Raw genomic sequence first — 13,877 nt, 5'->3', positions numbered from 1 at the left:
CGGTCATACTTCTTCGCGCAGTTGCTCCCAGACCCGCCGGTCGCGCTCGGCGGTCCATATCTGGGGCGACTGGATACCGCGCGCCTCGTCGTAAGCGCGCGATACGTTGAACGGCAGGCAATGTTCGTAGATGGCGAAGTTACCGAATTTCGGATCGCAGGCTGCGCGAACGGCAACATAGGCCTCGCGCAGGCTTCCGCCGCGAGCCGCGACACGCTCTGCCGCCTGGAAGGTCGAGATGACGAAATCGGTCGTGCTGGCGATGGCCTCGGTGACAATCTCCTCGCCGATCAGCGCCTCACCGCGTCCGGGCGCAATGGCGCGCGGATTGAAATCGGCGATGTTGACCAGGGTCTGAGGCCAGTCACGGAAATGCGCGTCACCGCAATAGCAGGCCGAACGATGTTCCACGATGTCACCGGTGAACATCACCTCTTCGTCGGGCACCCAGACCACAAGGTCGCCGGCCGTATGGGCTCGGCCGACCTGCAGGATGTCGACCCGGCGCTTGCCCAGATAGACCGTCATGCTGTTGGAGAAGGTCGTCGTCGGCCAGGTCAGGCCCGGAATCTCGTCATGGCCCTCGAACAGGCGAGGGAAGCGGCGGAACTCGCTTTCCCAATCTTCCGCACCGCGCTCGACCACCATGGAGCGGGCCGCATCGGTCATGACGATTTCACGCGCACCGTAAGCCGAAGCCCCCAGGACACGAACGGCATGGTAGTGCGTCAGTACCAGGTGCGAGATCGGCTTGTCGGTGACGCTGCGGACACACTCGATCACCTTGCGGGCAAGCCTTGGGGTCGCCTGCGCCTCGATGATCATGACGCTTTCGTCGCCGATGATTACCCCGGTGTTCGGATCGCCTTCGGCAGTGAAGGCATAGAGCCCCTCGCCAATGCAGGTGAAGCTGATCGCCTTTTCCGACAGATCGCCTTCCGAAGCGAATTTCGCCATCTTCTCGTCTCCATTTCAATTGAATTTCTAAGCCGATCGCCCGGCGGCGATCGGATGCTCGTTGCGAAAGGGCAAATCCCGCAGCAACGGTTGTGTCAGGTGACCAGCCGGGCGTAGGCGGCGCTGGTCACAGGCACGAGTTCTTCCAGCCTGCCGGCCAGGATCTTCTCCAGCCACCGAGGATCGGCAAGTAGCGTGCGCCCGGCGGCGAACAGATCGAACTCGCCGGCAGCCAAGGCAGCCGAGGCGTTTTCGATACCAACCGGCACCGCCTTCATCGTCTCGGCGGTGCGCTCGTGGCGCGAGACACTCGGCTTGTCGAGCCCGACGCTGCCGACGGCGATTACCGGTCGGCCGGATGCGGCACGGAACAGGGCGGCGAGCGACGGCCCGCCTTCCTCGAAGGCAGGCAGCCAGAAACGTCGCGCCGAAATGTCGAAGACATCGACGCCCGCCTCCGTCAGCATTGCCGCAACCTGTTGCAGCTCCCCGACATCCTGCAGGATCCTTGCCTCGTAATCCGACATCTTCCATTGCGACAGCCGGAAGACGATCGGCCAATCCGGCCCGATCTCCGCGCGCACGGCGCGCACGACCTCGCATGACAGCCGGAACCGGTTTTCCAGCGTGCCGCCATAGGCGTCCTGCCGGTTGTTCGTCCGTTCCCAGTGAAACTGATCCAGCATGTATCCATGGCCGCCATGGATCTCGACCCCGTCGAAGCCGCAATCGATCGCGATCCGGGCCGACCGGGCGAAAGCCGCGACCGTCGCGTCGATGTCAGCCTGGTTCATTGCGAGGACCACGGTTTCCCCCGCTTCGGTGATCGCCTCGGGTCCGAGACCCGGCGCAGGGTCCCCCGCGGCAACGCGGCGATAATTGCCGACATGCCAGAGCTGCGGGATGATCGCCCCGCCCTGCTCATGCACCGCATCGACGACCTGGCGCCAGGCGTCAGCCGTGTCGGGCCGCAGCGCCGGCGCAGCATCCGGCTTGCCGGCGGAAGGATGATCGACATAGACGCCTTCCGTTATGATCAGCCCGACGCCCGCCGCCGCGCGGACCGCGTAGTAGGCGGCCACGTCCGGGCCGGGCAGCCCGCCGGGAGAAAACTGCCGTGTCATCGGCGACATGGCGCAGCGGTTGCGCAGTGTCACCCGACCAAATGGAAACGGCCGACGTACCGGATCCAATGTGAGTTGTGTGGCGTCATTGCTCGCCTGCATGGCCCATTCTCCATTCTTGCGCTGTTCGGGACCGAAGCCTCGGCCCGGAATACCGGGCGCTTACCGACTTCATTTCAGGTCGACGGCCAGCAGACGCTCGGCATTGCCGCGCAGGATCATTTCCATCGCGTCCGGACGGATGGGCAGGCTGGTGAACCATTTGGTGTATTCGACCACCGGCGTCAGCGGATAGGCGGTGGCAAACAGGAACCGCTCGGCCAGGAAGCTGTTGGCGGCCTTGATGTAGTCGTCCATGCCCGGCAGGTGATGCAGATACATGTCGGGCGACAGGTAGAGATTCTCCCGCCGGAAGGCGACATGGATGATCTGCTGGGCCCAGGGCCAGTTGCCGTGCGCCGAAATCACCGTAAGCTTCGGGAAGTCGTGCAGCACGGTGTCGATGTGCTCGGGATTGCTGTAGCTGATGTTCGGGCCGGTATTGCCGCCGCCCATCAGGATGACCGGCATGCCGGCATCTTCGCAATAGGCATAGATCGGATACAGCCGGCGATCATCGAAATGCATGGGATCGGCGCCGAGGCCCGGCTCCAGGTTGATCATCTTCATGCCCAGGCTGCGCGCCTCGGCAATCTGCGCCATTGCCGAGGCGCGGTTCACCGGGTCGACCGAGGCAACCGCAACAAAACGCTCGGGATAGTCGAGGGCGATCTGCGCCACATCGGTGTTCGGAACAGCGCCGATCGTGGTGGTGTTGCGCCCGACGACCACGCCCTTCTCGATGCCTGCCTCGTCCATTTCCGCCAGAAGCTTGTCGATGGACAGCTCGCGGACGGAGTCCGCCTGCCGGAAGCCGAGCTGGCCGGTAAAGCGTTCGATGATCTTCACGCGCGAGAAATTGGCGTTCAGGAATCCACGCAACGGCGGGCGCAGGCGGAAGTCGATGATGTTGTTCATGGCAAAGCCCTTCAATTCAGTTCAAAGGTCGAGAAGACGGAGCGCGTTCTGGCCGAGGCATTGCTGCCGGATCGCGTCGCTGCGGAAGTCCAGCGCGCTGAATGCGGCGACGCTGTCGCCCATCGAACGAACCGGATAGCTGCTGGCGAAAAGCAGGCGATGCGACAGATAGGTATTGGCCGCGTCGAGATAGTCGCGCTGTCCCGGAAGACCCGGCGTGTTCAGGTAGAGATCAGGGATCAGGTAGACATTGGTGCACTGCATGGCCACGGCGACCGCAAGCGTCGTCCAGGGATAGCAGGCATGCGGCACCACGATCTTCAGGCCGGGGAAGCGTCGGGCAACACGCTGGATCGCCTGCGGGTGGCTGTAGGACAGGTCCGGGCCGAGATAGAGGCTGGAGGTGATGGAGAGGATCAATCCGAGCTCTTCGCATCGGGTATAGATCGGATCCATCCGTGCATCGTCGTCGTAGATCGGCGGATCGCAATAGCCATTGTCGATGGCGACGCCGCGCAGGCCCAGCGCCTTGATCCGGTCCAGCTCCCGCACGCCGCCGGCCACATCCATGCCGCTGACGGCACCGAAACCGATGAAGCGGTTCGGGTAGGAAGCGACCAGTTCGGCCACTTCCTCATTCGGCACTCCATTGAACGGTGGCGGTGCGCTGCGTCCCATGACGACGCCCAGACCAACCCCCGCGGCGTCCATTTCCTCGATGAACGCCTCCATGGATTGTTCCTCGAACGAGCGGTAAGGCGTCATTCCGGCATGCAGGGCGAACGCCGTTACAGGATCCGGCGAGGGGTCTCGCTTGCGATAGAGAAAGCTGGAGCGGAATGATTTGAACGGCGGCCGGACGCGAAAATCGACAATCATAATGTGTCCCTAGTCGGATTTCAGGTGGATGGCCGCGGCATGCCGCGACCATCTGCAGAACAGGTTCAGGCGCCCATGATCTCGCGCCAGTTCTCGAGAATCCCGTCGCGTTCTGCGAGGAGCGCGGCATAGTCAAAGGGCTCGATTGCCAGATCCGACAGAACGGGCATGCCCGGAGGCGGCGCGACCGAAGTCAGAACGCTGTAGCCCGCCAGGTCGCTGACGACGCGCTTCTGGTAGTCTTCGGACAGCATGTAATCGAGGAAGTGACGGGCGGCCTGCGGATGCGGCGCCTCGAGCGGCACCGACGCAGCAAATTCCGTCACGATGGGGCGTGCAGGGAAATGGATGCCGATCGGAGCACCGGCAGCCAGCTGCGCCGCCGGTGCGGTCTGGGCGATGACGGCGAAAAGCCGTTCGCCGCGCGCCACCAGATCGGCAGCCTCGACCTCGCGGGTCGTTTCGATCAGCCCGTTGGCGGCGAGGGTCTTGAAGAAGTCCCAGCCATGACGGTCCAGAAGCGTCTTGATCATCACGGTGGCCGAGCCGCTGTTTTCGGGCGAACCCACCACCACCTTTCCGGCATATTCCGGCTTGGCGAGGTCGGACCATTCCTTCGGCAACTGATCCTCGGTCACCAGGTTCTTGTTGTAGACGACGACGTGGAAGGAGGCGATGACCGTCTGCGCCAGCCCGTCCGCCGAGCGGAACGCCTCGACCACATTCGGGAGGTTGCCGGGCTTCACGCTGGCAAACAGGCCATCATTCGCCGCGATCATGTTGGCGGATTTTTCCAGCACGATCACATCGGTCAGATGCTGCCCGACCTTCACCTGCGAGTAGAACTTCTGCAGGGTCGGGTTGGTGCCGCCGATGCGGCTGTACTCCATCGTGATGCCGGTCGCATCCTGATAGGATTGCATCATCGCGGATTCGACCGTGGTCGGGAAAATCGAATAGACGACGACCTTGCCTTCGGTCTTCGCCCCCGCCAGAAGCGCCTCGGGCGATACCGATTGCGCAAGGACGTTCCTGGCGCTCATCAGAAGCGGTGCGGCAGCCAGCACACCGAGCATCTGCCGACGTGAAAGGGTATTCTCCATCTTTACCTCCCTGATTTGATGGATCTCATCTGTGGACGCTGCGCGTCTCAGATAATCTTGGTTCCGGACCGCCTGAGGATCAGCCAGCAGGCGAAGTAGATCAGTCCCATGATCACGATGTAGTGGATCGTCCCGGCCGCAGCCCGCGAGATTTCGCCTTCATTCCACATGTTGAAGATTCTGGACGCCATCACCGTGGTCGAAGGCGTGCCCGTTCCGAGGAAAATCGGCGTGACCAGATCACGCATCGAGGACATGAAGAGCAGCAGCATGGTTGCCACGACCACCGGGCGGATGATCGGCAGCGAGACACGCAGAAGCGTGGTTCCCTGCGAGGCGCCGCAGATCCGGGAGGCTTCCTCGAGCGAGACATGAATCTGGTTCAGGCCGTCGCGGAAATGCTGGGTGGCCAGCGGCAGGAAACGGGCGACCTGGGCGAAGACCATGATCAGCAGCGTGCCGTAGAGAACGACCGGCGGCTGGATCCAGCCCCACATGACGCCGATCACGAAGGCGACGGCGGGCACGGCAACCGGGAACATGGCCAATAGCGACAGGGTCGCGGTCGCCCCGTTCGGCATGCGCATGTCGTAGAAGGCAATGACCAGCCCGATAACGCTGCCGACAAGGGCGGTTCCGAAGGCCAGCGCCAGCGTGTTGAAAACGATCCGCGGCATGGAACCCATGGTGAGTTCACCAAGATGATGCGCCAACGTGAACTTCGCCGTGAAGCCGTAGATATCCGCCGAGAAGGACAGGTACAGAACCACCAGATAGGGCAGGATGATTGCCGTCGCGACGATGCCGAGATTGACCATGGCGATAGGCAACCGCATCGCGCCAGCCCTCATCGCCATATGCTTGGTGCCCTTTCCGCCGACGACCTGGAACTTACCGGCCTGCGCGCGGCGCACCATGCGAAAGCCGAACCAGACAATCAGTCCGGCAATCAGCGCGAACATGATCGCGATTGCCGATGCCAGTTCGACCCTCGGCGGGAAGCCGTTGAGCAGGAAGAACAGGTAGGTGGCAAAGACATAGATCTTGGACGGCATGCCGAGCAGCGCCGGCACGGAGTAAAGCGACCACACCATGATCAACGAAAAGATGGTGCAGGTCATGATCGCCGGCGTGACGAGCGGGATCGACACCCTCATCATGGTCTGGACCGGCGAGCAGCCGGTGATGATGGCCGCCTCTTCGTAGGAGCTGTCGATATTCTCCAGCGCCGAGGAAATGGTCAGGAAGACATAGGGGTAGAGAAACAGCACCGTACAGAAGACCATGCCGCCCATCGAGAAGATGTTGAAGGGGCGCACACCCACGAGATGATCGATCAGCTGGTTCAATCCGCCGGCATTGGGCGACATCAGATAGGCATAGGCAATCGCCGCGACCCAGGGCGGGCTGACGAATGCCACGATGCTCGCGACCCGAACGACACGCTTGAACGGAATGTCCAGTCGCGTCACCGTCACCGCCGAGAAAATCCCGAGAACCAATGCGATCGGCAGCGACCAGAGCACCAGCTGGATCGAGTTCCAGATCGTGCGGATGTTCGATACGGCCGTGACTGCGTTGGAATAGTGGTCGAGGGTCAGGCCCTGCTTGCCCTGCAGGCTTCCATAGAGCAGCCATCCGAACGGATAGACCGTCAGCATGACGACCATCAGCATCGCGAACCAGAACAACGGCTGTGTGGCAGTGTGGTATTTCATCAGGCGTTCTCCGCCTCGAGTATGTTGACGCGCGTCGGGTGCAGGCGCACACGCACGACATCGCCGGCCTTCCAGTTGGCGTCCGGCTCGGCTTTCACGCGGATTTCCTGACCCGCAACGAAAACCACGCAGTCCATGGCTTCGCCGAGATAGGTGACCCGTTTCAAGGTCGCCTCGAAGCTGCCTTCGGCCGGGCTCGAGGGAAGATGCAGCGACAGATCCATCGGACGCGCGGCAACGGTCACCGAGCTGCCGGGGGCAGCATCGGCGCGAAGCACCAGGCGGCCATCGGCCTCGACGCCCAGCACCGACGTCCCGTCCGTGCCGCGCTCTGCCACAACCGCACTGAGCATGTTCGCACCGCCAAGGAAGCCGGCGACGAAATGGTGCTTGGGATGCTCGAACACCTCGCGCGGGCTGCCGGCACTGACGACATTGCCGCCCTTCAGGACAAGGATCGTGTCCGAAAGCGCCATCGCCTCGGCCTGGTCATGCGTCACATAGATGCTGGTCAGTCCGAAGCGCTGCTGCACCTCGCGCAGCTCGAAGCGCATTTCCTCGCGCAGGGATGCGTCCAGGTTGGCAAGCGGCTCGTCGAGAAGCAGAACCCGCGGCTTGTAGACGAGGCAGCGCGCCAGGACCGCCCGCTGCTGCTGTCCGCCGGACAGCTGGCTCGGATAGCGATTGGCATGGTCCTGCAATCCGACGGAGGCCAGCGCCTCCATGACGGCCGTGCGGATCTGCGGCTTGGAAGCCCGCCGCAATTTCAGCGGAAAGGCGATATTGTCGAAAACGGTCAGATGCGGCCAGATGGCGTAGGATTGGAACACCATGCCGATCTCACGCTTTTCGGCGGGTACGGCAATGTCCGCAGCTCCATCGAACACCGTATCCTCACCGAGCCGGATACGGCCTGAATTCGCCCATTCCAGCCCAGCGATACAGCGCAGCGTCGTGGTCTTCCCGCAGCCGCTCGGCCCGAGAAGCGTCATGACGCTGCCCGATGGGACGGTAAAGCTGATGTTGTTGATAACAACCAGCTCACCGAAGTTCTTTTTCAGATTCTCAACAACGACTTCTGTCATGGCCTCCCCACATTGCACGCCTCACCGCAGAACGAGCCCAATCTCCATATTGGTCGCCCTGACGCCCTCCCACGGTGCCGCCTTGTAAAAGACGCCTCCAATACCGGAGTTTGGCTTCCACACAAGATAGAGGCAGGCCGCGCCGGGCGCTGTAACCAACAGTGACGACAGCGCATCGGGTCCGATGTTGCTATCCCCGCCGAGGGAGGCCCCCGCTCGCCAATTGTCGGGCGGTTGGGCGACCGGCCGGCGTACCCGGCCCGCTGAAGCTCATGTCGAGGAAGGGTCTTGACGCATGACGCAAGCCACAATGAAGAAATTTGAAACCGACGTGCTGGTGATCGGATCAGGCGCAGGCGGCCTTGCAACCGCGGTCGCGGCCGCCCATCGTGGCCTTCAGGTCGTCGTCGCCGAAAAGGAAGTGGTCTTCGGCGGAACCACGGCACGGTCGGGCGGCTGGATGTGGCTGCCAAACAACCCCCAGGCACGCGCGGCAGGCCTGATCGACAGCCCCGAGGCCGCACGCCAGTATCTGCGCCATGAGGCCGGCGCCTTCTACGACGCGGAACGCGTCGACGCCTTCCTGGACACCGTGCCTGAAGCGATGGCGTTCTACGAGGCGAAGACCGAACTGAAATTCGATCTTGGTCCATTCTTTGCCGACTACCATCCTACCGCACCGGGGGGAATGGATGGAGGGCGCTCCCTGGTCGCCCGCCCCTTTGACGCCCGCGCCCTTGGCGATGAGGTCAAGAGACTCCGCCCGCCGCTTGCGGAAATCACCCTGCTCGGCATGATGATCGGATCAGGCCGGGAGCTTCTGCACTTCTTCAACGCGACCCGATCGGCCGTGTCTGCCGCCTATGTCGGCAAATTGCTCGTCAAATATGCCCGCGACATGCTTTTCCATGGCCGGCCCATGCGCCTTACCAATGGCAATGCGCTGGTCGGTCGGCTGGCGAAATCCGCCTTTGATCGCAATGTCGCGATCTGGACCGCAGCGCCTGCCGTCCGGCTGATTCGCGATGAAGTGGGAACCGTCGTCGGGGCGGAAGTCCATCGCGCCGACGGCCCGGTGCAGGTAATCGCACGACGCGGCGTCGTGCTTGCCGCCGGTGGCTTCCCGCAGGATCCCAAACGCCGCCAATCCCTGCTGCGGCACGACGAGACCGGCCATGACCACGTTTCGCCGGCCCCGCCCGGCAATACGGGCGACGGGTTGCGCATGGTCGAGGATCTGGGCATCGCGATCGACACCTCGCTGCCGCATCCGGCCGCCTGGGTGCCGATCTCGCGCCCGAGGATGAAGGGCGGGGCGCTCGGCACCTTCCCCCATTTCGTCGATCGATCGAAGCCCGGCATCATCGCCGTGACCCGCTCGGGCCGTCGCTTCGTCAACGAGGCGCAATCCTATCATGACTTTTGTCAGGCCATGTATGATCGCTGCCTGGAAGAGTGCGCGGAAAAAGGCCAGGCGAAACCCGAATTCGCCGCCTGGTTCGTCACCGATCATCGAGCGATGCGCAAATACGGGCTGGGTTTCGTCAAGCCCGCACCAGTTCCCTTCGGCAAGCAGATTCGCGACGGCTATCTGTTGCGCGGACGCTCGATCGCCGAGCTCGCCGAGCAGATCGGCTGCGATCCGGCGGCACTCGAGACCACGATCCGCGAGTTCAACAAGGATGCCGTGCGCGGCGAGGATCCGGCCTTCGGCAAGGGCTCGACCAGCTACAACCGTTCGCTGGGAGACCCGGCTCACAAGCCCAATCCCTGTGTCGCCCCCATCGCCAAGGGCCCGTTCTATGCCGTTCGCCTGCATATCGGCGATCTCGGCACCTTCGCCGGCATCCGCACCAACGCCGACGCACAGGTCCTGGACGACGGTGGAATGCCGGTCGGCGGCCTTTATGCAGTGGGCAACGATGCCCTGTCCATCATGGGCGGCAACTATCCCGGCGGTGGAATCACGCTCGGACCGGCCATCACCTTCGGTTACATCGCCGCGCGCCACTTGGAAAAACGCAACGGCCATTCCGATGGAACGGACACGGGTTGAATTCTGCCGAAACAGCCCGTCCTGAAACCTGATCAACATCCGGACCGGCCTTCGTCCCCCCGCCGCGGGGCCTTGCGAAGGCCGGTCCTCCTGCTCTCCGATTCTGTCAGAGCGACAACCGGCGCCTCTTGCAGTCGATGGCGGCAGCGCACGATCTTGCGCTGATCGCCGGAAAAGCCCGGCTTATCCGGTGCCGCGAATGCAGTTGCGACGTTCCGTTGACTTTTAGCGTCCTCATCACCATGCTGCCGGCCTCGGCGGGAGGGCCATTTGGATATTTTGAGGATTTTCCGGACTGGCTGCGGGTGCGGTCTCCACCCTTCGATGGCCGAAAGGCCAGAAGATAGCCGGCTCCGTTGAAGCATTCTCATCGGGAGGTTTGGGCTTGAAACCAGTACGGCGGACAATGGTGACGGCCGACGGCAGTAACATGTCCAAATGGCGTGAGCACCTGAGCAGGGCATATAGCAGGGTCAAGCCCATGCCGCTGGGCGATTCGATTTTTCGCGGGGGCTTCGAGACGGTTCCCTTCGGAGGCATCAAGGTCGGCCGGGTTTTCAGTACACCCGTCTCCTACAAGCGCGATATTCAGGATATTCGCACAAGCCCGTCGAATTCGTTGATGTTCATGCTGATGCGCCGTGGGACCGTAGCGGTCGAACAGCGGCAATCAAGTCAGAAGCTTCAAAGTGGCGACCTGCTGATCTACCGCCAGGATATCCCCTTCTCGCTGGTCTTTGGTGAGGGGTATCTCGCCCAGACCTTTCTCATTCCCGAAGCCATGCTGCAGCAGCAACTGGCCGTGAATAGTTCGGTCGCTCCGATTGCAGTGCGTTCGAGCAGTTCGGGCGGGCGTTTCGCGCTTGCCGCGCTGCGCCAGTTTTTCGACTTGTCGCGGCTCGACGATGTCGCGCTCTCCGAAGGGATTGTGCGTCATACGCTCAGCCTGCTGGAGAGCGGCATCAGCGCCGATACGTCCCCCCTGCCTGACAGTCGCGGTCGCATCTGCGACGGCATCAAGAACAGCATGCTGCGGCAGATCGACAATCCCGACCTCGACACTGCCGAGATTTGCCGAAGCAACGGCGTATCTCCCCGTACTCTGAACCGGCTTTTTGCGGCAGAGGGCGTCACGCCGATGAACTGGCTCTGGATGCAGCGGCTCGACCGTTCACGCAAGGCCCTGGAGAACGGCGGCGAGACCTCGATCACGACGGTGGCGCTGGAAAACGGCTTCCGTTCCGTTTCCCATTTCAGCATCGCCTTCAAGCGGCGTTTCGGACTGTCTCCCGTCGAGGCCCGCAAAGCCGCCCACAGATAGGACAGATATTCAGGCCATGGCCTGGAAGCACCCGGTGGCTCGTCGCAACGACGCGCCCTCGGCGATGACGCGTGCCCCCGGCATATCGCCCCCGAGCGAGGCAGAATCTGCCCTCGCCGCTCGCTGCATGGCGCTCTTCTCCCTTCTCGCCCCGGAATGATCGAAAATAGCGATTGGTATGATCTTCCAATACAATTGGAGTTATACGAACAAATTTTCTAATTTCGAGCGATATCGAGCACAGTATTCAAGGCCGTTCAGCATGACCCATATTTCCGTCGCCTCCAGTCCAAAGCAGGGAGCCTTGATCGCTTGCATTCCGGGAATTGTCCTTGTGACGGTTATCACCGCATCCGCCTATGGCTTGCGCAGCCTGCCTTTCGTCTCGTCGCTGAGCCCGATGATCACGGCGATTTTCCTGGGAATGGTCTTCGCCAATGTCGTCGGATTTTCGTCTTCGGCCGACGCGGGTATCTCCCTCGCCGGCAAGAAGCTGCTGCGTCTTGCGGTCGCTCTGCTCGGCCTGCAACTGACCTTCGTCCAGCTGTCCAGCATCGGGATCACCGGCCTTGCCTTTGCGGCAGCCGTCGTTGTGTCGACATTGCTGTTCACCGTCTGGATGGGCCGCGTGCTGGGCGTCGATCGCAAGCTCACCCTGCTGGTGGCGACCGGCAGCGCAATCTGTGGCGCCTCGGCCATCGCCGGCGCCAACGCCGTCACCCGCGCCAGGGACGAGGACGTTTCCTATGCCGTGGCATGTATTACGCTGTTCGGCACGATTGCGATGTTCCTCTATCCCTCCTTGAACATCCTCATCGGCAACGCCCCGGAGACATACGGCCTGTGGGTCGGGTTGACCGTCCATGAGGTCGCCCAGGTTGTCGGCGCCGGCTTCCAGGGCGGCGAAGCGGCCGGACAGGTCGCGGTGGTCTCGAAGCTTGCCCGGGTGATGATGCTGGCGCCGGTCGTGATCGCGCTGGCGCTCATCGTTGCGCCCCGCGAACGCACTGGCGCAGGCCGCCCGGCCCTGACCCAGATCGTCCCGTTCTTCATCGTCGGTTTTATCCTGCTGGTGATCCTCAACAGCACGGGCATCCTGCCGGAGCAGCTGCGGGCGCCGATCGTGACCGCGACCCCCGTGCTTCTCACGGCCGCCATGGCCGCGCTTGGCCTGGGGACGAGTTTCACCAAATTGAAGCAGCGCGGTCTTCGCCCCTTGCTTCTCGCCTTCCTCGCGTCACTGTACATCGCGACAGCCGGCCTCCTGCTGGTCAGGCTGTTTCCGTAAGTTTGATGGCCTGTTCTCTCCAGCGGACATTCATGGACGCTGGCTGGGCGGACAAGCATGTGATTTGAAGGGCGTGACGTGACACTGGAACAGCTGCGCATATTTCTGGCTGTCGCTGAGCGGGAACATGTAACCCGTGCGGCAGAAGCGCTGAACCTGACGCAATCCACCGTCAGCGGCGCGATCAACGCCCTGGAAACGCGGCACGCCGTCAAGCTTTTCCATCGCATCGGCCGTCGGATAGAACTCTCGGAAGCCGGCAGGACCCTTGCCGACGAAGCGCGGGCGATCGTTGCGCGGGTTAGCGCCGCGGAAGCGGCGATGGACGACCTGAGCAACATACGGCGCGGCACGCTCACGGTCTTCGCGAGCCAGACCATTGCCAGCTACTGGTTGCCGCAGCGCCTTGTGCGTTTTTATCAGCAGTATCCCCAGATCGATCTGCGGCTCGAGGTCGGAAATACCGCCCAATGCACCAAGGCGATTCTCTCTGGAAGAGCCGAACTCGGATTTGTCGAGGGGGCGATTCACGAACCGACGGTGTCGGTCGAGCGCGTCGCAAGCGACCGCCTCGTGGTGATCGTCGGGCATGAACATCCGTGGGCCAACCGGCAGCCGATCCTGCCGCAGGACCTGCACGAGACGGAATGGGTTCTGCGCGAACCGGGATCGGGCACCCGATCCTCGTTCGAGCGGGCGTTGGTCGAGCTGGGACTGAGCCGGGATAGCCTGCGTGTCGCATTCGAGCTGCCCTCGAACGAAGCCATTTGCGCGGCAGTCGAGGCCGGCCAACTGGCGACAGCGGTGTCGCAGACCGTGGCTCAGGCGGGCGTCAGCACCGGAAAACTCTGCATCATGCCACTCGAATTGCCATCCCGCGAATTCTGCCTCATTCGTCATCGCGAGAGGCACCGTACAAGGGCGAGCGAGGCGTTTCGCGAGCTCGTGCTGAAGTAGGGCACACGCGCTTCGCCGACACCCTGTGCCCACGGTTTCCTGCAGCTCGGATTCGACGGGCGCCAGAGCCGGATAGATCAGCGACACAGGTTCCTCTACCAGCGAGATCGGGCAGCGATTTTGTGCCTTCCCTTGCATCAAATCCAGGCGGCGGTGCGTTATGCTACCACGCCGAACCCTAAAACCTTGGCCCCAAACGGCAAAAGCCCTCCACGTTGGGAGGGCTTTTGTCTGATTTTGTGGTCTTGGTTGCGGGGGCAGGATTTGAACCTGCGGCCTTCAGGTTATGAGCCTGACGAGCTACCGGGCTGCTCCACCCCGCGTTATTTCTTTGGCCTTATCATGCGAAAGGGCCGCTTTTGAGGCGGCCCG

11 protein-coding genes and 1 tRNA gene are annotated in these 13,877 nt (G+C 62.6%); 4 read left to right on the top strand and 8 right to left on the bottom strand.

The window, feature by feature from the left end; all coding sequences use genetic code 11:
* Positions 1-3: 3 nt before the first annotated feature.
* The 7 genes from WA950_RS05290 to WA950_RS05260 all read right to left on the bottom strand — a co-directional run bounded on the left by WA950_RS05290 (position 4) and on the right by WA950_RS05260 (position 7,883).
* The gene (locus tag WA950_RS05290; protein ID WP_424550646.1) at positions 4-957 is read right to left on the bottom strand and encodes an MBL fold metallo-hydrolase; all 954 of its coding nucleotides are present in this window, start codon (positions 955-957) and stop codon (positions 4-6) included.
* A gap of 95 nt (positions 958-1,052) precedes the next feature.
* Positions 1,053-2,183, bottom strand: a complete 1,131-nt coding sequence (locus WA950_RS05285) for a 12-oxophytodienoate reductase (protein WP_424550645.1) — start codon at positions 2,181-2,183, stop codon at positions 1,053-1,055.
* Positions 2,184-2,252: 69 nt separating this feature from the next.
* Entirely contained in the window at positions 2,253-3,098 is an 846-nt protein-coding gene (locus WA950_RS05280; RefSeq protein ID WP_424550644.1) for an amidohydrolase family protein, read from the bottom strand.
* A gap of 21 nt (positions 3,099-3,119) precedes the next feature.
* Positions 3,120-3,977, bottom strand: a complete 858-nt coding sequence (locus WA950_RS05275) for an amidohydrolase family protein (RefSeq protein ID WP_424550643.1) — start codon at positions 3,975-3,977, stop codon at positions 3,120-3,122.
* 65 nt (positions 3,978-4,042) lie between these two features.
* On the bottom strand, positions 4,043-5,080 hold the full coding sequence (locus WA950_RS05270; RefSeq protein ID WP_424550642.1) for an ABC transporter substrate-binding protein: 1,038 nt from the start codon (positions 5,078-5,080) through the stop codon (positions 4,043-4,045).
* 47 nt (positions 5,081-5,127) lie between these two features.
* The gene (locus tag WA950_RS05265) at positions 5,128-6,798 is read right to left on the bottom strand and encodes an ABC transporter permease (RefSeq protein ID WP_424550641.1); all 1,671 of its coding nucleotides are present in this window, start codon (positions 6,796-6,798) and stop codon (positions 5,128-5,130) included.
* Positions 6,798-7,883 (bottom strand): ABC transporter ATP-binding protein, encoded by a 1,086-nt coding sequence (locus WA950_RS05260; protein WP_424550640.1) that lies wholly within the window; start codon positions 7,881-7,883, stop codon positions 6,798-6,800. Before WA950_RS05260 ends, WA950_RS05265 begins: the two co-directional genes overlap by 1 nt.
* A gap of 295 nt (positions 7,884-8,178) precedes the next feature.
* On the opposite strand from WA950_RS05260, the gene WA950_RS05255 reads away from it, so the two are divergent.
* The 4 genes from WA950_RS05255 (at position 8,179) to WA950_RS05240 (ending at position 13,505) form a co-directional block, all read left to right on the top strand.
* Positions 8,179-9,939 (top strand): FAD-dependent oxidoreductase, encoded by a 1,761-nt coding sequence (locus tag WA950_RS05255; RefSeq protein ID WP_424550639.1) that lies wholly within the window; start codon positions 8,179-8,181, stop codon positions 9,937-9,939.
* Between the two features lie 385 nt (positions 9,940-10,324).
* Complete coding sequence (locus tag WA950_RS05250; protein WP_424550638.1) at positions 10,325-11,260, top strand: helix-turn-helix domain-containing protein; 936 nt, start codon at positions 10,325-10,327, stop codon at positions 11,258-11,260.
* Positions 11,261-11,438: 178 nt separating this feature from the next.
* Positions 11,439-12,548, top strand: a complete 1,110-nt coding sequence (locus tag WA950_RS05245) for a YeiH family protein (protein WP_424550637.1) — start codon at positions 11,439-11,441, stop codon at positions 12,546-12,548.
* A gap of 78 nt (positions 12,549-12,626) precedes the next feature.
* A complete protein-coding gene (locus tag WA950_RS05240) occupies positions 12,627-13,505 on the top strand; it encodes a LysR substrate-binding domain-containing protein (protein WP_424550636.1) in 879 nt (292 codons plus the stop codon).
* Positions 13,506-13,751: 246 nt separating this feature from the next.
* Here WA950_RS05240 and WA950_RS05235 read toward each other — a convergent pair.
* Positions 13,752-13,828, bottom strand: a tRNA-Met gene (locus WA950_RS05235).
* Positions 13,829-13,877 lie beyond the last annotated feature (49 nt).

This window comes from Shinella sp. (assembly GCF_049651085.1).
Taxonomy (GTDB): Bacteria; Pseudomonadota; Alphaproteobacteria; order Rhizobiales; family Rhizobiaceae; genus Shinella.
Note: the sequence above shows the minus strand (reverse complement) of the source record. Positions and strands in the feature narration are given on the sequence as shown.